The sequence below is a fragment of the Acinetobacter sp. YH12255 genome (assembly GCF_013417355.1).
Classification (GTDB): Bacteria; Pseudomonadota; Gammaproteobacteria; order Pseudomonadales; family Moraxellaceae; genus Acinetobacter; species Acinetobacter pseudolwoffii.
This window is the reverse complement of record NZ_VPEC01000006.1, coordinates 40071-60391: the sequence shown is the minus strand read 5'-3', so window position 1 is coordinate 60391 and position 20321 is coordinate 40071. Positions and strand designations below refer to the sequence as shown.

16 protein-coding genes and 1 pseudogene are annotated in these 20321 nt (G+C 38.9%); 11 read left to right on the top strand and 6 right to left on the bottom strand.

Translation table 11 applies throughout. From position 1 onward, the window contains the following. Position 1: 1 nt before the first annotated feature. The 7 genes and pseudogenes from FTV30_RS04035 (at position 2) to FTV30_RS04005 (ending at position 11486) form a co-directional block, all read left to right on the top strand. Entirely contained in the window at positions 2–994 is a 993-nt protein-coding gene (locus FTV30_RS04035; protein WP_180001068.1) for a cell division protein ZipA C-terminal FtsZ-binding domain-containing protein, read from the top strand. Between the two features lie 108 nt (positions 995–1102). Continuing rightward, positions 1103–2263 (top strand): annotated as a pseudogene (ligA, locus tag FTV30_RS04030) (NAD-dependent DNA ligase LigA); the annotation flags it as partial. A 74-nt stretch (positions 2264–2337) separates the two neighbouring features. Next, a complete protein-coding gene (locus FTV30_RS04025; RefSeq protein WP_180001066.1) occupies positions 2338–4281 on the top strand; it encodes a BRCT domain-containing protein in 1944 nt (647 codons plus the stop codon). 84 nt (positions 4282–4365) lie between these two features. Further along, complete coding sequence (locus tag FTV30_RS04020; protein WP_180001065.1) at positions 4366–5925, top strand: type I restriction-modification system subunit M; 1560 nt, start codon at positions 4366–4368, stop codon at positions 5923–5925. A gap of 5 nt (positions 5926–5930) precedes the next feature. Further along, complete coding sequence (locus tag FTV30_RS04015) at positions 5931–7157, top strand: restriction endonuclease subunit S (protein ID WP_218950548.1); 1227 nt, start codon at positions 5931–5933, stop codon at positions 7155–7157. 1 nt (position 7158) lies between these two features. Beyond that, the gene (locus FTV30_RS04010; RefSeq protein WP_180001063.1) at positions 7159–8364 is read left to right on the top strand and encodes an AAA family ATPase; all 1206 of its coding nucleotides are present in this window, start codon (positions 7159–7161) and stop codon (positions 8362–8364) included. Positions 8365–8372: 8 nt separating this feature from the next. Continuing rightward, positions 8373–11486, top strand: coding sequence for an HsdR family type I site-specific deoxyribonuclease (locus FTV30_RS04005; RefSeq protein WP_180001062.1), 3114 nt, complete (start codon positions 8373–8375; stop codon positions 11484–11486). A 72-nt stretch (positions 11487–11558) separates the two neighbouring features. Here the strand turns inward: FTV30_RS04005 and FTV30_RS16215 are convergent, their stop codons facing one another. The 3 genes from FTV30_RS16215 to FTV30_RS03995 form a co-directional block, all read right to left on the bottom strand. Further along, positions 11559–11681, bottom strand: a complete 123-nt coding sequence (locus tag FTV30_RS16215) for an ATP-binding protein (protein ID WP_276553980.1) — start codon at positions 11679–11681, stop codon at positions 11559–11561. Between the two features lie 41 nt (positions 11682–11722). Further along, positions 11723–11917, bottom strand: coding sequence for a DNA-binding protein (locus FTV30_RS04000; RefSeq protein ID WP_004669927.1), 195 nt, complete (start codon positions 11915–11917; stop codon positions 11723–11725). 116 nt (positions 11918–12033) lie between these two features. Continuing rightward, a complete protein-coding gene (locus FTV30_RS03995; protein ID WP_227523941.1) occupies positions 12034–12477 on the bottom strand; it encodes a hypothetical protein in 444 nt (147 codons plus the stop codon). 134 nt (positions 12478–12611) lie between these two features. Here FTV30_RS03995 and FTV30_RS03990 point away from each other — a divergent pair, with 134 nt between their 5' ends. Then, positions 12612–12833, top strand: coding sequence for a helix-turn-helix domain-containing protein (locus FTV30_RS03990; RefSeq protein WP_004669929.1), 222 nt, complete (start codon positions 12612–12614; stop codon positions 12831–12833). Here FTV30_RS03990 and FTV30_RS03985 read toward each other — a convergent pair. Beyond that, positions 12807–13418, bottom strand: coding sequence for an HAD family hydrolase (locus FTV30_RS03985; RefSeq protein WP_004669930.1), 612 nt, complete (start codon positions 13416–13418; stop codon positions 12807–12809). The genes FTV30_RS03990 and FTV30_RS03985 overlap by 27 nt on opposite strands. A 447-nt stretch (positions 13419–13865) precedes the next feature. Here FTV30_RS03985 and FTV30_RS03980 point away from each other — a divergent pair, with 447 nt between their 5' ends. From FTV30_RS03980 to FTV30_RS03970, 3 genes are read left to right on the top strand one after another with little or no spacing between them, the layout of a single operon-like run. Beyond that, positions 13866–15044: a hypothetical protein gene (locus FTV30_RS03980; RefSeq protein ID WP_004669931.1), complete on the top strand. Its 1179-nt coding sequence runs from the start codon at positions 13866–13868 to the stop codon at positions 15042–15044. Further along, on the top strand, positions 15025–17277 hold the full coding sequence (locus FTV30_RS03975) for a ThiF family adenylyltransferase (RefSeq protein ID WP_180001061.1): 2253 nt from the start codon (positions 15025–15027) through the stop codon (positions 17275–17277). Before FTV30_RS03980 ends, FTV30_RS03975 begins: the two co-directional genes overlap by 20 nt. Beyond that, positions 17277–18335: a patatin-like phospholipase family protein gene (locus tag FTV30_RS03970; RefSeq protein WP_180001060.1), complete on the top strand. Its 1059-nt coding sequence runs from the start codon at positions 17277–17279 to the stop codon at positions 18333–18335. The genes FTV30_RS03975 and FTV30_RS03970 overlap by 1 nt, the downstream gene beginning before the upstream one ends. A gap of 94 nt (positions 18336–18429) precedes the next feature. On the opposite strand, the gene FTV30_RS03965 is transcribed toward FTV30_RS03970, so the two are convergent. Then, positions 18430–19785 (bottom strand): site-specific integrase, encoded by a 1356-nt coding sequence (locus tag FTV30_RS03965; RefSeq protein ID WP_180001059.1) that lies wholly within the window; start codon positions 19783–19785, stop codon positions 18430–18432. Further along, positions 19785–20321 carry a hypothetical protein gene (locus FTV30_RS03960; protein ID WP_092692924.1) on the bottom strand — a complete coding sequence of 179 codons (537 nt, stop codon included), beginning with the start codon at positions 20319–20321 and terminating at the stop codon, positions 19785–19787. Before FTV30_RS03960 ends, FTV30_RS03965 begins: the two co-directional genes overlap by 1 nt.

Below are 20321 nucleotides of genomic sequence, written 5' to 3'. Positions count from 1 at the left end.
TATGGAAATCACCACCATTATCGGGATTGTTATTGCAATTATCATCATGCTGTTGGGCATCAGAATGCTGCTCAAAAAACCTGTAGAGGCAGTCCCTTCACTGGATGCTAACCTGCATATCGATCCGGATAGCCAGACCCCTGTCATTCCTCGGCATGTACGATCGCAACTGGCAAAGCAGAACGCAGATCCGGCACAACGTATAGAGCCGAGCCTGAGCGTAGAAGAAAAGGCTCCTGAAAAACCTTCGGCATTTCGCAAGCCTGAACCGACCTTGGCTGAGCCAGCAGTGCTTGAGACAGCTGCAGCGGTCGAGCCGAGTCCAATGACCGAAGCTGAAGTGGTGGCAAGCTCTGCAACTACAGAACCAGCCGAAACATCACTGGAGCAAAAGCCGGCCGAAGTAGAACCGGAAAATAACCAGCCTGAAAATAAAGATATAGCTACCGAATTTAGTCTGAACAGCAACATCGAAAAAGCAGAAATTTCTGAATTTAATGATGAAAGCAGTATTCTGGATGCCCATCTGCATGAGCAAAAAATAGTGGATGAAGAAAGTGCGTTATCCAGTGCTGAAACCATTATTTCTCTGCATATCTATCCGCAAGGCCGTGTACTTTCAGGTGATAAAACCCTGAAAGTCTTACTCAAATATGGTCTGCGTTATGGCGAACTGGCCTGTTTCCACCGTTATAGTGAAGATGATTCAAAACTGCTATTTTCGGTACTGCAAATGACCGATACGGGTATGGAAGGCTTTGATCTGGAAACATTGTCGACTCAGGAAGTCAAAGGTCTGGCTTTCTTCCTGGCTTTACCGCATAGCGATGTACAAAATGCCTTTGATACCATGGACAGTATTTCACGTCTGATTGCCCGTGAAGTCGATGGTCTGGTCTATGACCAGAACCAGCAGGAATTTACCCCACAATTACGCGAATTCTGGCGCCATCAAGCGATTGATTATCGTGCCGGTCAACCGACAGAAGTTTAAGCGCTTTTGTTCAATCTCCAAGTTGAATCTGGAGACTGCAATTTTTATAATAGCCAAAAGCTGAATATTCTACAGGGCGGATTTTCCGCCCTTTTTTATGGTGAAATTATGACCCAAGATGCCACTGTCATTGCGCAAATGCGTCAACTGATTCAACTGCTTGCCAAGCATAACCATGCTTATTATGTGATGGATCAACCGAGCATTGAAGACAGTGAATATGATCAGCTCTTTCATCAGCTTAAAGCCCTAGAACAACAATATCCCGATCTGATCCAGTCTGATAGCCCGACCGATAAAGTCGGTGGGCAAGCACTTTCAAAATTTGTCACCGTTACGCATGCTGTTCCGATGCTGTCATTAGGCAATGTCTTTCATCAGGACGACCTGTTTGCTTTTGCCCGCCGTATTGAAGAACGTTTACCGAATCAAGAAATTGAATATGATGTTGAACTGAAATTTGACGGACTGGCCATTTCCCTGTGGTATGAGCATGGTGTCTTGACCCGTGGTGTGACCCGCGGTGATGGGGAAACCGGTGAAGACATTACCCAGAATGTCCGAACCATTCGCAATCTGCCGAAACTTTTATCATCAGTGAATGGCATCATTCCCGATTTGTTAGAAGTACGCGGCGAAGTGTTGATGCCGAAATCCGGCTTTGAAAAACTGAATGCCGCCAATGCAGCCAAAGGTGAAAAGACCTTTGCCAATCCACGTAATGCGGCGGCAGGCAGTTTGCGTCAGCTGGATCCGAATATTGCCGCATTACGGCCACTGGCTTTTTATGCTTATGGAATTGCACAATGCGTACCGCATCATGGGCAAGGCACAATGTCTGCCAGTCTGGAATGGTTACATCAGTTCGGTTTTGCGGTTGGCGAGCGTCACTTTATCTGTGACAGTATCCAGGACGTGCAAAAAGTCTATGAACAGATTATTCAGGAACGTGCCAGCCTCAGTGTAGAAATTGATGGCATGGTGATTAAAGTCAATGACCTGAAACAGCAGCAGCAACTCGGTTTTCTGAGTCGGGAGCCGCGTTGGGCCACCGCTTATAAATTCCCCGCAGTTGCAGCCTTGACCACGGTTGAAAATATTAACTGGCAGGTGGGTCGTACCGGAACTCTGACGCCGGTAGCACGTTTGAATCCGGTCGCGGTCGGCGGCGTGACTGTTTCTAATGTGACCTTGCATAATATTGGTGAAATTCACCGTCTCGATGTACGGATTGGCGATACCGTCAGTGTTTACCGAAGTGGCGATGTAGGTGTCACCATACACTCAAATGTTTCAAGTAGAACTCAACTAGATTTTCAAATGGCAGTGTAAGGGTAGCAGTAATGTCTAAATATATATTTAACGATAACCAAATCGCCATTATTGAAAAACTAGACTTTAATTTAGGTATAGAAGAAGCAGAGAAGTTATTTACATCTGATGAGCACAGTTGGGAAGAGTTGGAAACATTACTTAAAGTTGCTAATGCTCTTTACAGATCAGGTTATCCGATTATTGAGGATGAGACGTATGATGAATATCTTAACTACTTCAAAACTCATGATCCCGACAATCCATACTTATTAAATGTAGAGCCTGAAGTTTTAATCGATAGTAAGACTGTCCGACTTCCAAAGAAAATGCTTTCTACTGATAAAGCATATTCTTTTGAAGAAATTAAAAAATGGACGGAAAGAATTACTAAAGCAGCGTCAGAAATTGATTTTGATCAAAATTTAATTCGTATTAGGGTTACACCGAAACTTGATGGTTATGCTGCTTATGATGATGGCATAACTCTCTATACCCGAGGTGATGGGACAAGAGGTCAAGATATTACTCGTGCATTTGAACGAGGGCTCAAAGTATCAGAAAATGCAGGAAGAGGTTTAGGTCCGGGCGAAATCGTAATCAAGAAAAGTTACTTCGATGAAGTGTTGAGTGAAAAATTTGAAAACTCACGGAATATTCAAGCAGCAATTATTGCTGAAAAGAAAGTTGATGAAGATGTTCAAAAGGCAATTGATGAAGGTGCCTGTGTCTTCTACCCTTTTTCACTATTAGAGAACTGGACAGGAAGTATTGAAGAGTTGTTGTCAAACTTTGAGAGTATTCTTGAAGATATATGGAACTCAGTTGATTTTGATGTTGATGGTTTAATCTTAGAATCAACAAATGAGCCCATTAAAGAGCATATGGGCTCTACGAGAAAATTTCATAGATGGCAAATTGCTTTTAAAGTGAATGATGCAACGGCTGAAGTCGAAGTATTGGAAGTTGTTCCACAGACTTCAAGGACTGGTCGAGTTTCACCAGTAGCTGTATTGGTTCCGACAAAACTTAGTGGGGCTACTTTAAGTAGAGCAACCGTTCATCACTATAGTATGGTGAAGACCAAAGGGGTTGGTCCTGGAGCAATCATAAAGCTAGTCAGAAGTGGCTTAGTTATTCCAAAAATTGAAGAAGTTATCAAACCAGCAGAGCCTGAATTACCTAAAAATTGTCCTAGTTGTGGTGCTCACCTTATTTGGGAAGGTGATCATTTAATATGCCCGAATAAGTCAGACTGTCCTGCCCAAACTGAGAATACACTGATTCATTTTTTTAAAACATTGGGTAATGTAGATGGCTTTGGGCCAAAGGTGATTGAAAAAATAACTAATCAAGGTATTAAGCACATCCATGAAATTTATCAGATTCCTAAGCATCAATTTGTAGAGTTTGGATTTGGAGATAAAACGTCACAGAATCTTATCGATCAACTCCAAGCAAGTAGACAGATTGAAATAGAGGATTGGAGGTTTCTTGCTGCATTTGGAGTTACCCGATTAGCTGGCGGAAACTGTGAGAAATTACTTCGGCATCATGCCCTAGTTCAGGTTTTCGAAATATCAGTCGAGGATATGGTTAAAATAGATGGATTTGCACAACTAAGCGCTGAAGCTATTGTTGAAGGTTTAGCAAACGTTAGAGAAGAGTTTTTCAAAGTATATAACCTCGGTTTCAACTTAAGTGTTACACCCAAGGAATCTGATAGAGAAAGTTCAGATTCGCCTATAGCTGGAGCAGTCGTTGTATTTACTGGCTCGATGCAACAAGGTTCCCGTAGTGATATGGAAAAGCAGGCAAAAGCACTTGGAGCTAACGTGGCTAAATCGGTTACTGGTAAAACCACATATCTAGTAACTGGCGACAAGGTCGGTGAAACTAAGATTAATGCAGCCCGTGATAAAGGCGTTAAGGTCTTGACTGAACAGGAATACTTTAAATTAATTGGGGAGCTTTAGAAAGCGGCTCATTGCTAAACGCCAGTCGCGAATAGGCATACGCTGGTGGACAACCAATAAACGAATTAAAGCAGGAATTAACAAATGACAAGTTTACAACAACGTGCCGAACTTCAACGCCAAATATGGGCGATTGCCAACGATGTGCGAGGCTCAGTGGATGGCTGGGATTTTAAACAATATGTACTGGGTACGCTGTTCTACCGTTTTATCAGTGAAAACTTTGTCAACTACATCACTAGCGGTGATGAGAGCGTTAATTATGCGGCCATGTCTGACGATGATGAAAACATCAAGTTTGCTAAAGAAGATGCCATTAAAACCAAGGGCTATTTTCTTTACCCTAGCCAGTTGTTTAGCAATGTGGTGGCTAATGCACACAAAAACGAAAATTTAAATACGGATTTGGCTGCTATTTTTGCCGCAATCGAAAACTCAGCCAATGGCTACGATTCAGAAAAAGACATCAAAGGCTTGTTTGCGGATTTTGATACGACCAGTAATCGTCTGGGAAATACGGTTAATGCAAAAAACGATCGTTTAGCAAAGGTATTAAAACGAGTGTCGGAGCTTTCTTTTGGTAATTTTGAAGACAACCAAATTGATTTATTCGGTGATGCTTACGAGTTCCTGATTTCCAACTATGCCGCCAATGCAGGTAAATCTGGTGGCGAATTTTTCACGCCGCAGCACGTTTCAAAATTGATCGCGCAGCTGGCTATGCACGGCCAAACCAGTGTGAATAAAATTTATGACCCTGCGGCGGGCTCCGGTTCATTGCTCTTACAAGCTAAAAAGCACTTTGATGCGCATATCATTGACGATGGCTTCTACGGTCAAGAGCTAAACCACACAACTTACAACTTGGCGCGTATGAACATGTTTTTGCACAACATCAACTACGACAAGTTTAATATTCAGTTAGGTGATACCTTAACAGAACCTCATTTTCTGGATGACAAACCATTTGATGCAATTGTCTCCAACCCACCTTATTCCGTGAAATGGATTGGTAGCGATGACCCAACGCTGATCAATGATGACCGCTTTGCGCCTGCTGGTGTATTGGCACCCAAATCCAAAGCCGATTTTGCTTTTGTGCTCCATGCGCTGAGTTACTTATCAAGCAAAGGTCGTGCGGCAATTGTTTGCTTCCCTGGTATTTTCTACCGAGGTGGTGCTGAGCAAAAAATTCGTCAGTACTTGGTTGATAACAACTATGTTGAAACCGTGATTTCACTGGCACCTAACCTGTTCTTTGGCACCACCATTGCCGTGAATATTTTGGTGCTGTCTAAGCACAAAACCGACACCACCACCCAATTTATTGATGCCAGCGGTTTGTTTAAAAAAGAAACCAATAACAACGTGCTGACTGAGAAACACATTGAAGACATCATGAAAGTGTTTGCCAGCAAAGAGAACGTGGATCACTTTGCTGAATCCGTAGATTTGGATGTTATAGCAGGCAATAGCTACAACCTTTCGGTAAGCAGTTATGTTGAAGCGAAAGACAACCGCGAGCTAGTGAACATTACAGAGCTTAATGCCGAACTTAAAACCACCGTCGCTAAAATTGATGCGCTTCGCAGTGATATTGATGCCATTGTGGCGGAAATTGAAGGTGAGGAGCCTGACGCATGAGTAATTTGAGCTATTTAGAGAAGCTATTGGATGGGGTTGATGTTGAGTGGAAATCCTTTGGTGAAATCGCCAAAATCCAGCGAGGTGCATCACCTAGACCTATTGCTAAATTTATCACAGATGATGAAGATGGTGTTCCATGGATAAAAATTGGAGATACTGAGTCGGGCTCAAAATACGTTGAGCAAACGGCTCAAAAGATCACAAAAGAAGGCGCAACAAAATCTAGAGTTCTAAAAAAAGGCGACTTTATAATATCTAACTCAATGAGCTTTGGCCGACCATATATCCTAAACATCACAGGAGCTATTCACGATGGATGGGCTTCAATTAGTGAGTTTGGCGATAAATTAAACTCAGACTTCCTTTATCATTATCTGTCTTCGCAAAGTGTACAAAATTATTGGATAAGTAAAATAAATAGCGGTTCTGTAAGTAATTTGAATGCAGATATTATTAAAACTCTGCCAGTCCCCATCCCATGCCCAAACAATCCAGAAAAATCGCTGGCAATACAAGATGAAATTGCGCGTATTCTGGATGCATTTACCGCCATGACCGCCGAGCTGACCGCCGAGCTTAACATGCGTAAAATACAATACAACTACTACCGCGACCAGTTGTTGAGTTTTGAAGATGATGAAGTTGAGTGGAAGACATTGGAGGAGGTCGCGCACTTTGCGAATGGAAAAGGGCATGAGAAAGATATATCAGAAAATGGTAAGTTTATTGTTGTCAATTCAAAGTTTATCTCCACAGATGGGTTAGTTGCTAAGTACTCAGATAGCCAACTATGCCCTCTTTTTAAAGACGATATTCTACTGGTAATGAGTGACCTACCCAATGGTAAAGCTCTCTCAAAAACATTTATTGTAGATGAAGACGAAAGGTACACGTTAAATCAGCGTATAGGTGCAATCACCGTTAAAGATAAGTCTGAAATGTGGCCTAAATTTTTACACTATTATTTAGATAGAACTCCGCAATTGTTAAAACATGATAATGGCGTTGATCAAACAAATTTACGCAAAGGTCAGATCCTTGAAGTTAAAGTGCCAATTCTTCCACTCCAAAAGCAGGAGCATATAGTTAGTATCTTAGATAAATTTGATAAACTCACAAAATCGCTTTCGGAAGGTCTCCCACACGAAATCGAGTTACGCCAAAAGCAATACGAGTATTATCGAGACCTATTGTTGAGCTTCCCTAAATCTGAAGAGGTGACAGCTTAATATGGGTAAGGAACTAAATGACATAGCTAAAAACTTAATGAGCAAGAATAAAAAGGTGCAGTTAATCTATGCCTTTAATGGCACGGGTAAAACGCGTTTGTCGCGTGCATTTAAAGAGCTCATCGCGGCAAAAGACAATGGGCAAGATGCGATTATTGATGCGGAGCAAGCGCCACTGTCGCGCCACAAGATTTTATATTACAACGCGTTTACGGAAGACTTGTTTTACTGGGATAACGACTTAGATGCTGATGCAGAGCCGAAGCTAAAAATCCAACCCAATACGTTTACCGATTGGATTTTGCAAGACCAAGGGCAAGACATGAACGTGATCAGTTCGTTCCAGCGTTATGCCAACGATAAACTAACGCCACGCTTTAATCCGCAATACACGGCTAAAGACACAGACGGTAAAGATGTTACCGTCAAAGCCTTTTCTGAGGTGACGTTTTCACATCAAGGTGGAGATGACGAGTCGGATAGAAAAATTAAAATATCAAAGGGTGAAGAGAGTAACTTTATTTGGAGTATTTTTTATTCATTGCTTGAGCAAGTGATTAGCATCTTAAATGTACCTGAAGATGCTGGCCGCGAAACTGACCAGTTTAACCAATTACAATATGTGTTTATTGATGATCCGGTGAGCTCGTTAGATGATAACCATCTAATAGAGTTGGCTGTTGATTTAGCTCGTTTAATTAAGTCGAGTGATTTCGCTATTTCTGGTCTTAAATTCATCATCACCACTCATAATCCGCTTTTTTACAATGTTTTGCATAACGAGTTTAATCGAGCACCCAAGTTCGTTTTGCACAAGCTCGATGATGGCAAGCATGACCTGATTGAGCAAGAAAATGATTCGCCCTTCTCGTATCACCTGCATTTAAAGAATGAGTTAATGAAAGCGGCAGACTCAGGCGATATCCACAAATACCACTTTAATTTTTTGCGAAATGTTCTCGAAAAAACCTCAACGTTTTTGGGGTACGAAGAGTGGGGTGAGTTGTTGCCCGGTGTCAAAGGTAATAGGGCTACCGGGCAAGTAAACCCCTATGCACGGGTGATTAATTTATATAACCATGCAAAACACGCAGGCCATGAAGTGGCCGAAGTCGAAGAAGATCATAAGCGCGTCTTTAAGTTTCTAGTGAAAGAGATAGACAATATTTATAAAGGGATACGCGCTCCACAAGGGACACAGGCTTAGGAATAGATATGGCAGAATACAAAGCAATCGCAGAGTCTAAAAATTACATTGTTTTAGATAAATACACGCGCCAAGACCAAATTGCTGAGGGCTATCAAAGCGAAGGTGATTTAGAGCGGGAGCTTATTCAGGATTTAAGCAATCAAGGTTATGAGTATCTACCCGCCTTGACCACACCCGATGCCATGATGGCAAATGTGCGCAAGCAGCTACAAGCCCTCAACAAGGTCCAGTTTACCGATGCCGAGTGGGCGCGCTTTTGCGAGCAATACTTAAACACACCCAGCGATACTATTCTTGATAAAACTCGCAAGGTGCACAGTGACTATATCTTCGATTTTGTCTTTGATGATGGTCATATAGAAAACATCTACCTGTTCGACAAGAAAACTATTGCTCGTAACAAAGTACAGGTCATTAAGCAGTTTGAGCAAACGGGAAGCCATGCCAACCGTTACGATGTGACGATTTTGGTCAATGGTTTGCCTTTGGTGCAAATTGAACTGAAAAAGCGTGGTGTGGCAATCCGTGAAGCGTTTAACCAAATACATCGCTACAGCAAAGAAAGCTTTAATGCAGAGAACTCGTTGTACAAGTTCTTGCAGCTGTTTGTGATCTCTAATGGCACCGACACGCGCTATTTTGCCAATACCACGAAGCGAGACAAAAACAGCTTCGATTTCACGATGAACTGGGCGAAGTCAGACAATACGCTGATCAAGGATTTAAAAGACTTTACCGCCACTTTTTTCCAGAAAGAGACCTTACTTGAAGTGATCTTGCGTTACTCGGTGTTTGACGTAAGCAATACTTTACTTGTAATGCGCCCCTACCAGATTGCCGCCACTGAGCGCATTTTATGGAAGATAAAGAGCGCATTTAACGCTAAAGACTGGGCTAAGCCTGAAAGTGGGGGTTACATTTGGCACACCACGGGTTCAGGAAAAACACTCACCAGCTTTAAAGCGGCACGTTTGGCCACCGATTTAGACTGTATCGATAAAGTCTTTTTTGTGGTGGACAGAAAAGACCTCGACTATCAGACCATGAAAGAGTATCAGCGGTTCTCACCTGATAGTGTGAACGGTTCAGACAGTACCGCAGGGCTTAAAAGCAACCTGGATAAAGACGATAACAAGATTGTCGTCACCACAATCCAAAAGCTCAACAACTTAATCAAAAGCGAAAGCGATTTAGCGATATACAACAAGCAAGTTGTCTTTATTTTTGATGAGTGTCATCGAAGTCAGTTCGGTGAAGCGCAGAAAAACCTAAAGAAGAAATTCAAAAAATACTATCAGTTTGGCTTCACAGGTACGCCCATTTTCCCAGAAAATGCACTGGGCGCAGAAACTACGGGCAGCGTGTTTGGCCAGCAGTTGCACACTTATGTGATCACTGACGCCATTCGTGATGAAAAAGTACTCAAGTTCAAAGTGGACTATAACGATGTTCGTCCGCAATTTAAGAGCATTGAGACTGAGCAGGATGAAAAGAAGCTTAGTGCGGCGGAGAACAAGAAAGCGTTCTTACATCCAATGCGCATTCGTGAAATCTCGCAGTATATTCTGAGCCATTTTAACCAGAAAACGCATCGAGCCTATTCTGGCGCTAAAGGGTTTAACGCCATGTTTGCGGTCAGTAGTGTTGATGCGGCGAAAGCGTACTATGAAACTTTTAAAACATTGCAGGCCGAGGCTGAGAATGGACCCACGAGTAAGCCTCTGCGCATTGCGACTATCTTCTCATTTGCAGCCAATGAAGAGCAGGACGCTATCGGTGATATTTTAGATGAGAGCTTTGAAGTTAGCGCGATGAACAGCAGCGCGAAAGAGTTTTTGAGCGCCGCGATCACGGATTACAACGCCATGTTTAAATCTAACTATGGCGTGGACAGTAATGGCTTTCAGAACTACTACCGTGACCTTGCCCAGCGCGTGAAGAATCAAGAAATAGATCTGCTCATAGTGGTTGGTATGTTTTTAACGGGCTTTGATGCGCCTACGCTTAACACCTTGTTTGTTGATAAGAATTTGCGCTATCACGGCTTGATGCAGGCGTTTTCTCGCACTAACCGCATTTATGATGCGACTAAGACCTTTGGCAATATTGTTACCTTCCGGGACTTAGAGCAGGCAACCATTGATGCCATCACCTTGTTTGGTGACAAAAACACCAAAAACGTGGTGTTGGAGAAGAGCTACAAAGAATACATGGAAGGTTTTAACGATATTGCTACTGGGCAGGCGCGTCGAGGTTTTGTTGATATCGTAAAAGAGCTGCAAGAACGCTTTCCAAACCCAGAAAATATTGAAAAAGAACAAGATAAAAAAGAATTTGCCAAGCTCTTTGGTGAATACCTCAAAGCAGAAAATATTTTACAAAACTACGATGAGTTTGCTGGATTAAAAGCGCTGCAAAGCTTAGATACCAGTGATGAACAAGCTGTTGAAGAGTTCAAGTCAAAGTACTATCTGGACGATGCTGACATCGAGGCAATGCAAACCATCGATATGCCAAGCGAGCGCGCTATTCAAGATTATCGCTCTACCTACAACGATACCCGCGACTGGTTGCGACGCGATAAAGAAGGTCAGGACAAAGATAAGTCAACGGTAGACTGGGACGATGTGGTCTTTGAAATTGATTTGCTCAAATCGCAAGAAATCAACCTCGATTACATTCTTGAACTGATTTTTGATCACAATAAGAAGAACAAGAGCAAAGAAGGCTTGATTGAAGAAGTTCGTCGTATGATCCGCGGTAGCCTTGGCAATAGAGCGAAAGAGAGCTTGGTGGTTGATTTTATTAACCAGACAAACCTAGATGAGATCAATGACAAAGCCAGCATTATCGACGCCTTCTTCAAGTTCGCCCAGGCGGAGCAGAAGCGCGAAGCCGATGCCATCATTGCCTCTGAAAAGCTCAATATCGATGCTGCCAAACGTTATATTGCGTCATCACTCAAACGTGAGTTCGCCTCTGAAAATGGCACTGCTCTTAATGAAGCGCTGCCCAAACTCAGCCCCTTGAATCCGCAGTACCGAACCCAGAAGCAAACGGTTTTTCAGAAAATCGCTGCTTTTGTTGAAAAGTTCAAAGGTGTAGGTGGGCAGATATAGAATCTCTTGAGGGAATAGATCAATGGAGGATACAGTTAGCTAAGAGCTATTTCACTTTAAAATCAGCCACTCTTAAAGAGTGGCTTCCACATCAGAAGAGCTGTTCTTTCTCATCCAATCACCAGTAATTTCAAATTTAAAAGCGTTATGAATTATTCTGTCTAGAATTGCATCGGCTAACGTAGGATCCAACATGGGTCTTTATACTTTCTGCAGCGAAAATATGCAATTTCAAATTAATTCATGGTTTTTTGCTCCTTAATACCTAATTTCACAGCAATTTTATGGCTTTCACCACGCTGTGGAACTTTATTATTTTTAAAAATTCGATAAACCAGATCTGGAGAGAAATTGTTATCTCTTGCCCATGCCGATATCGTTGTTCCGGAATTTATAAAATCATCCCGAACTTGCTGTATTGATTTGACCATTTTTGATAAATTTTGAATAAATTAGATGAAAAAATATGGTTTTTTTTAATGTATTTCAAGTATTTTTTTTGATAAGTATTTGTTTTATTTTAATAATTATTTAAATAATGATTTTGTTATATATTTTTAAAATCCTCTAAAAACTGTAGTTTTATTTCGTATTCTTTTTTCTTTAAATGGATTTTATTTTCTATTTCTATAATTTTTGATCTAAACTCTGGATACTTCGAGTTTAGTTCTGATATGTATTTATTTTTTATAGATAGACCGTCTAACTGTATGATTAAATTTTCTTTTTCTATATTGAAAATATTTTCATAATCTTTATCTAGGTGTTTATAGCGCAATTTTTTAAGCTTTTCAGTTTCACTATATAAATATAATCTAGAATTATTTTCTGAATATTTAAACTCCAAAAAACCATGTTTAGCTAAAATCTTTAAACTAGAGTACATATACTGCCGATGTCGGGCATGATTCTTGATTTTTGATTGATCAAATTGAAGCCAAAATTTTTTAGCTTCCCAATTTTGAATTTCATTTTTGAGCATAACTTGCATGAAGTGATCAGCAAGAGGGAGATAGAAGTCGAACATAAGATTCTTTCAAATTACTAATAGTGAAGAGGATTATAGTCCGTGGATATATAGTCCTCAATTGGTGATATTTCTGTTTTTTGAACGATTAGATTCAAATGTCAGAATTATCTATTAAGATTGGACAATTAATCCGCAATCGACGCTTACAGCTAAAAATGACACAGGAATCTTTAGCTCTTCAGTGCGGTATAGATAGAAGCTATATGGGTAGAATTGAACGTGGTGAGGTGAATCTCACAGTTGAAAAAATTTATGAAATTGCTTCTGTTTTAAAGATTAGCCCTAAAGAATTACTGCCTTGTGATCAAATCACCTAATACATCTAGTAGATTTTGTTCTTGATGACGATTAATTATTCTTGCATTCATACCAAGTGAAATTGGTTTCTCAACATCTAGAACAGGATGATCTCCGATAAATAGCATTTCTTTCATATCACATTTGAAATGAGTTTCTATCATTGCATAAATTTGCTGTTCTGGTTTGATATGACCAACTTCGTAACTAAGAACAATTAAATCAAATAGATCAGGAATTAGCTTCTTGAGCTGTTCACCATAATATCTAGCTAAGTTAGAGCATAGCGCAAGCTTATAACCACGATTTTTTAAGTTTTGTAGTGTTGAAATCGTATCTTCATATAACTCAATTGTCTGTAAATCATCTCGAAGATCATCCTCGATTTCACTCCAAAGTGGCAATGGTATGATATAGCCAAATAATTCTGTCAATTGTTTTATATTCACATTATTAGACATAATAAATTTGGCATCATCAGGTTGTGGTGCTCTTCCATTCTCTTTTAGCCATCTCATGAGTTTACGATAAGGTGAACGGCCCGTTTTAATTTTAACTAGCGTGCCAAAAGCATCAAAAACAATGACTTTAGGAAGGTGATTCATCATTCTTACTATTGATACTAAACTTATAGTAGGTTTAGTCTAACCAAGGACTAAGAAAATGCAATTCTATTCATTTCATATTTCTAAAAAGATAAACTGGATAGTTTAAATATGCCAAAAAATATTGATTTAAAAGAAGAACGATAAAATGAGTTAAGTTAGCAAATGGGAGAAGATCTTAAAATATTGAGAGTCGTACCTGTGATTACTGGCGAAATTAAAATCAAAATTGACTAGATTTCGAATGCATTTTGAAAGGTTTATATTTCCAAACGGCTTTGTTGTATAAAGAGCTGAAAGATAGAATTCTCCTAATTAACTCAAATTTAGGATTCAACTTGGGAATAAGGTCGGCCTAATTCTGTAATTTTTTCAGCCATCCTTGTATATAGAAAATTCAACCTTATATATCAGTAAAATAATTTCATCTAAAGGATTCACTTAAAAATGCAAATAGAACACAAGGTTATTTTTTACCCGGTTGGGAATGGGGATACTAGCCAAATTATTCTGAATAATGGTCGAAGAATTCTGATGGATTACCGCCATCAAAAAAAAGGGGAAAATACTTCGGAACCTGTAATTGACCTTAAAACTAGATTAAAAAAAGAGTTAGACGATGCTGATAGAGATTATTTTGATGTCGTCGCCTTCACCCACGCTGACGATGATCATATTTGTGGATCTACTGAGTTTTTTGAACTTGAATTTGCTACTAAATATCAAGGTAACGGGCGCATTAAAATCTCTGAGCTTTGGGTACCTGCAGCCATGTTATTAGAGAAAACTGATAATGATCACCGATCAGATGAATTTGTCATATTACGTCAGGAAGCAAGACATCGTTTACTTGAAGGTGAAGGTATACGCGTTTTTTCTAAACCATCTGAATTAACTGACTGGCTATCACCAAAATTAAAAGAGCGTGGAGAGAGTTCGAATGCACGCGATCATCTTTTCGTTGATGCAGGTACATTAGTTCCAACTTTTTCTTTATTCAAAGATGGAGTCGAATTTTTCTGCCATTCTCCATTTATAAAACACTGTGCTGGTGGAGATATAGTTCGAAATCAAGCGTCTTTGATCTTCAATATTCGCTTTAATGCAGATGATAATATTTATGACTATTTAGCAGTAGGTGATGCAGACTCATGTGATCTAGACGATATTGTAAGTATTACCAAGTATCATCAGAATGATGACCGTTTAGCATGGGATTTATTTAATATTCCTCATCATTGCAGCTATAAAGCGCTTAATGCCCAAGATAAAGGAGTTGATGAAACTGACCCAACTCCATTAGTCCAAGAATTATTAGAAATGGGAAAAGCTGATGCTTATTTAGTGAGTTCGAGTCACCCTATAAGAGATGATAAAGATAGTTATAGACAGGTACAACCTCCTCATATTCAAGCGTATAACACTTATAACAAGTACCTTAAAAAAATTAAAGGACGTAAATTTCTTGTAACAATGCAAGAACCTAATGAGCAGAAACCAGAACCTTTAACTTTTGAAGTTACTTCAGGTGGTATTTCGTTTATACGCACTACAAATATAGGAGCTCCGTCTCTTATTACTTCAGTACCTCCTAGAGCAGGCAACGATGACACAAGAATATTTTGATCTAAACCGGGGAGTAGATATTCCTGATCGTACAGATTTGATGCTATCTAGGACTAAAGAATTATTAGAAGCTATTGATCGTAATAATGATTATAGCTGCATCAAATTAATGCGCTTTCCAATTGATGGGGAATTAACAGCAGAAGCTATTATTGTTGACGTAGAATGCGACGGTATTCCTCCTAGGAATACCGTCGGTTTGCAATATCGTGAACGTCTTGCTCTTCTTGTATCCAAAGATCCAGAAGAGTTAGTCCATGTTTTAGCAATGCGTAAAGATTTTCCTACCTTAATACACCAGAATCAGCGAGGAAAAGGCCAACCAGCAAGCTTGTGCTTATATTTTGAACCATCCATCTCGGTATTAAGGACTTGGACGCCTCAAAAATTTCTAAGAAGAATCCAATGGTGGTTTGAGAAAAGTTCAAAAAACGAACTACATCCAATAGATCAACCTGTTGAAAGTCTTTTTTTTCGGAGCAAATTTGAACTTATTCTTCCCTTTAATTTTAAAGAGTTAAAAGAAAAAAATTCAAATTTTATAATTACTCGTGGTTCTGTGCGTCAGGATGAAGGTTTTTCTTGTTTTTTACATACAGATAATCCAAAGGATCAAAATAATTCTAGATTTAGATATATACAATTAGAGCTGCCACCTGTTGTCCATGGTGTAATAGCAAATGATCCAAGCAATTTTGGGGAACTAGTCGACCTTTTATTAGATCGAGGTATTGATCTAATAAAAGAGTTAAAAATTGCCCTAGACAAACTAGTCACGGAGTCTGGCGCTACAGTACCTGACAATTACAAAGGGACACTCATCTTATTACAGATCCCTATATGTAGAGCTATCGATAGCCCCGTTGAAAAAGAACTCTATAGAGCTTTTCTGACGCCTATTGATATATTAGATTTAGGGGTGGAACTCGACCTATTAATCAAAATGGATCGTAAATATTATCGGAATACATTGCTTCTTACAGACAATCAAATACTTAATAATCGTTGGCGAACACATCCATTAGATGCTATTGAAATTTTACAAGTAAATGACAATTCTGCAGCTCGAAAACAATCTGGTATCAGTTCAGAAGGAGCAACAGGAGTACTTATTGGAGCTGGCTCATTAGGTAGTGCACTTCTCAATTTATGGGGAAGAAGCGGTTGGGGTAAATGGACTGTCATTGATAAGGATCATATCAAGCCTCACAATCTCTCAAGACATACGGCTTATGTATCTCATATTGGAGAATCAAAAGCTAATGTCGTTACGGAACTTCATTCTCTAGCGGTTGATAATGCATCTATTTTTACAAGCGTAGTAGCTGATGCTACTGATCTTATAAAAAACTCTTCTTCAATCATACGCGATCCAGATATTGTAATCGATGCCTCAACTACTCTCGAATATCCCCGTGCAGCTAGTAATGATGATTCACTATCACGCCACATTTCAGTTTTTATAACTCCTAATGGTAATGGAGCTGTATTACTAGGCGAAGATATAGAAAGAAAAATTAAGCTCAGGACCCTAGAAGCCCAATACTATAGAGCTCTTATTCAAAATGACTTAGGTAGAGACCATCTAACTAATGCTATAGGAACTTTTTGGAGCGGTGCCGGATGCAGGGATATTTCTGTTGTATTACCTTACTCTAGAATTTTAAGACATGCTTGTACTGTGGCTGAACAAATTCAGCATCAAGCTACGCTTCCTACTGCTTTCATTAAAGTGTGGCAAACAGAGCCTGAAAGTGGTTCTACTTCTGCATATAATTTTCCAGTTTACGCAGAAAGAAATTTTATTTTAGATAATATAACCTTATTTATTGATGAAGGAGTTATAGAACTTCTTTCTGAGATGAGAAAACATTGCCTTCCAAATGAAACAGGTGGCGTTCTATTAGGTTATTATGATTTCAATATTAAAGCAGTTGTAATTGTCACAGCTCTACCAAGCCCTTCAGATAGTAAATCCACGCCAACATCTTTTGAACGTGGAACGGCCGGATTAGCTGAAAAAGTAAAGGAAATTTCAGCTAGGACAATGGGTATAGTGGGATATATTGGTGAATGGCATAGCCATCCTACTGGTCACTCAACCTCTATGAGTGGAGAGGATATTATTCAGTTAACACATCTTGCACAAGAAATGGCAGAAGAAGGACTACCTGCTATATCGCTTATTGTAGGTGATAATAATTTTCAAGTTTTTAAAGGAATAAGAAATTAATGACTAAGCCAAACAATATTGCTTTAGCTCTCTCAGGTGGTGGAATTAGAGCAATGGTATTCCATTTGGGGGTACTAAAATATTTATCTGAACAAAATAAGTTAGAGGAAATTAGTCATATCTCTACTGTATCGGGCGGGAGTTTAATAATCGGCTTATTATTAAAAGAAAATCAAATGCAATGGCCAACATCCTATCAATACACTGAACACCTGCTTCCTTCTTTGCGAAATAAATTATGTACTAGAAGTTTAATAGGAGGAATGGCAAGGCAACTTCTGAAGCCGCGAAATTGGTATTTTTTGTTATCAAGAGCCAATTTATTAGCATTTGCTTTAAAGGATGAATGGGAAATTGACAATAAACTCGTAGATATTCCTATTTTTCCTGAATGGTCAATAAATGGAACAACAGCCGAGACAGGTAAAAGATTTAGATTTAAGCAGAAAAACTTTGGAGATTATTTATTAGGATACGCATCCTCTAAAAATTTTCCATTAGCGAATGCCTTAGCCGTATCCGCAGGCTTTCCTGGTGGGATTGGTCCATTAGTTATTCAAGCTGAATCATATGAGTGGAAAAAAAGAAAAACATGGAACGAGCTAGAGGAAAACCAGTTAACCATTTCCCCTTTATATCCAAGGTTTCATGTTTACGATGGAGGTGTATATGATAATCTTGGGCTTGAACCTTTTTTTAATGCGGGTAGAGGTGCTTTAAAAGAATCTCTCCCAAGTAAGACTCAGTTAATAGTATCGGATGCAAGTACCCCATTAGAAAAAGGTTTTTCTTTATCTAAAATTAATCCTTGGCGTCTAAAACGAATCACAGACATAATCTATGATCAGTCAAGAGCATTGCGTATCCGAGCTTTCGTAAATTATATTAAACAAGACGTAAATAGAGGTAATTTGATCTCTATTATAGATAAGATAAATGATGGTGATATTTGTAGTTCCTCTGAGTTTGCATCAAAGTTTCCTACCACTCTTAGACGACTAACTTATGAAGAATTTGATAAGCTTCTTAATCATGGTTATGAATTAGCAAAAAAATAGACTAAATTTGTCTAGGAGAGTGGTGGCAGTCCATCAGAAACTTTGAGCGTTCTCCGCTCACATATCTGAACTGAAGAACAAAGGCTGATTGGTTTTAAGTAAACTTCTTAAATCCATTTATCGTTGAGAGAAGAGAATCTAAAGCTTCAGCTTCGTTTATTTCCTTTAAGCGGAACAAATTTACAATTGAGATTAATTTTTTTACACGAATTCTAATTTGAGGAGAAATATTGCTCATATCTATATCTCCTTGATCATTTTTTTCATTGTATTCAGTGGCTAGATGCACATAATGTGACATAGATTCATTGTTTGCGTGCATGGTAACTTTTCGGCATGCATTTGAAGCAACACTCAGAATACTTGAAAAGCTACCTTGTGCTGATATTTTCTTAATTGCTTTAGCTATATTAAGGGTAATAAATCTATGGCGAAAAGAATGATTGGTTAGGTGCTTCAGAGCCTCACAATATTTACTACCGTTAATAACCTTTTTTGCATAATTTTTTAAATAAGTAGATTTTAATGGTTTTCCTGTGACTGAATCGACAAAAAGAGCATCATGCTCCATATCAGGAAACATATCTTCAATTATATGGACGTATAAAAGAATAACTTGAATATCCTCATGGGTAGTCTTTACTGATCGAGTTTTACCTTTGTATTTTCCTTTCCTTATGGGGATATTTCGGATTATTGGCTGCTTGTCACTGATGAGTAATGAATCCGCTGCCTTTTTTATCATAGTTCGGGTTATCTCGTGAGCCTCACTTATTCTAGAACCTGTAATATCTAGTAATGTGGTTAAGGCCTCCCACCTGCTTATGAGGAATGTATTTATTCTTGGGTGGTTGGTTGTACAGTTGATGGCATCTAGCCACATAACTAACTCGTGATCATGAACGTATTCAGCTTCAGAGGCAATGTTAATTAGTCCGACAAGTGATTCATGATAAAAATACTCACCTGTTATACTTCCTTTCTTGAATTTAAGTTTTTCATAATGCACGCTGAATATTTTATCTGAATCTTTCCCTGTAGTACCCAGTTTCCATTCTGGATACATTTTACTGAGATAATCTATATACTCAATTGCAGTCCTTCCATGTTGAATAATAGTACCGTCTTTAATATTCCTATCTTTTGACTCCTTAATATATTGATAAAGAGTGCTATCATTAATCTCACTCAGATTTATAGAATTATCTTCAAGGAAATCACAGAACAAATTTAAACTATATGCTTTTTTTTGAACGGTTTTTGCTAATGGGCGAATATTATATGTTTGTGAACCACCGCCATAATGAGTAATAAATGAATTAGCATCCCAATCAAACTTACCACCTTTCTTTAAAATCATGGGAAGTGGGCAATCATTGTTTTGATCTATTCGCCTACTAGTATTGAGAAATTTAAGGTTAGGATCTTTTGCAACGACTACAGAAGACATTATTTAACCAGCCAGAGTCGATTTCTACCTAGGATTTGAGCTTGAGATAGAATAAGTTTTCTATATGCAGCATCGATTTCCTTATCTTCTCGACATTGATCTAAAAGACTCATATAAGCTCTATACACTTCCGCTAATGCAACACGTAATTCCTCGTTTTCAATTTTTAATTTATTGACTTCATTTTGTGAGATTCTGGCGGTGGAATTACCTTTATCCTTCCTTTCTGATTCTAGGAGTTGAGAAAGCCTATGATTGGCATTTTTAATTGAATCAATTAGATCGTTTAAATATTTTAAGTTATGCTCAGCATGAGCTGTATTGTAAGAATAAGATATAATATTAAGATCACTATCATCCCACTTATGAACTGAAGTTTGTGAGATGGCGTTTTTTTTCATTTCCAAGCTGCTAGGTATATCTTCAAAGCATTCTATCTTATTTATGAGTTCAGTTTTTCGCTTTATAGATGAGGATATTTCAATCTTTTTATCGATAACTGGTTTCGAAGTTTCGCCCTTCTTAAACTTTGACAT

Bases quoted from the DNA above. Each gene is read 5' to 3' on its own strand.
- FTV30_RS04035 (WP_180001068.1), top strand. From the start codon at position 2: ATGGAAATCACCACCATTATCGGGATTGTTATTGCAATTATCATCATG.
- FTV30_RS04025 (WP_180001066.1), top strand. From the start codon at position 2,338: ATGTCTAAATATATATTTAACGATAACCAAATCGCCATTATTGAAAAA.
- FTV30_RS04020 (WP_180001065.1), top strand. From the start codon at position 4,366: ATGACAAGTTTACAACAACGTGCCGAACTTCAACGCCAAATATGGGCG.
- FTV30_RS04010 (WP_180001063.1), top strand. From the start codon at position 7,159: ATGGGTAAGGAACTAAATGACATAGCTAAAAACTTAATGAGCAAGAAT.
- FTV30_RS04005 (WP_180001062.1), top strand. From the start codon at position 8,373: ATGGCAGAATACAAAGCAATCGCAGAGTCTAAAAATTACATTGTTTTA.
- FTV30_RS16215 (WP_276553980.1), bottom strand. From the start codon at position 11,681: ATGTTGGATCCTACGTTAGCCGATGCAATTCTAGACAGAATAATTCAT.
- FTV30_RS04000 (WP_004669927.1), bottom strand. From the start codon at position 11,917: ATGGTCAAATCAATACAGCAAGTTCGGGATGATTTTATAAATTCCGGA.
- FTV30_RS03995 (WP_227523941.1), bottom strand. From the start codon at position 12,477: ATGCAAGTTATGCTCAAAAATGAAATTCAAAATTGGGAAGCTAAAAAA.
- FTV30_RS03990 (WP_004669929.1), top strand. From the start codon at position 12,612: ATGTCAGAATTATCTATTAAGATTGGACAATTAATCCGCAATCGACGC.
- FTV30_RS03985 (WP_004669930.1), bottom strand. From the start codon at position 13,418: ATGAATCACCTTCCTAAAGTCATTGTTTTTGATGCTTTTGGCACGCTA.
- FTV30_RS03980 (WP_004669931.1), top strand. From the start codon at position 13,866: ATGCAAATAGAACACAAGGTTATTTTTTACCCGGTTGGGAATGGGGAT.
- FTV30_RS03975 (WP_180001061.1), top strand. From the start codon at position 15,025: ATGACACAAGAATATTTTGATCTAAACCGGGGAGTAGATATTCCTGAT.
- FTV30_RS03970 (WP_180001060.1), top strand. From the start codon at position 17,277: ATGACTAAGCCAAACAATATTGCTTTAGCTCTCTCAGGTGGTGGAATT.
- FTV30_RS03965 (WP_180001059.1), bottom strand. From the start codon at position 19,785: ATGTCTTCTGTAGTCGTTGCAAAAGATCCTAACCTTAAATTTCTCAAT.
- FTV30_RS03960 (WP_092692924.1), bottom strand. From the start codon at position 20,321: ATGTCAAAGTTTAAGAAGGGCGAAACTTCGAAACCAGTTATCGATAAA.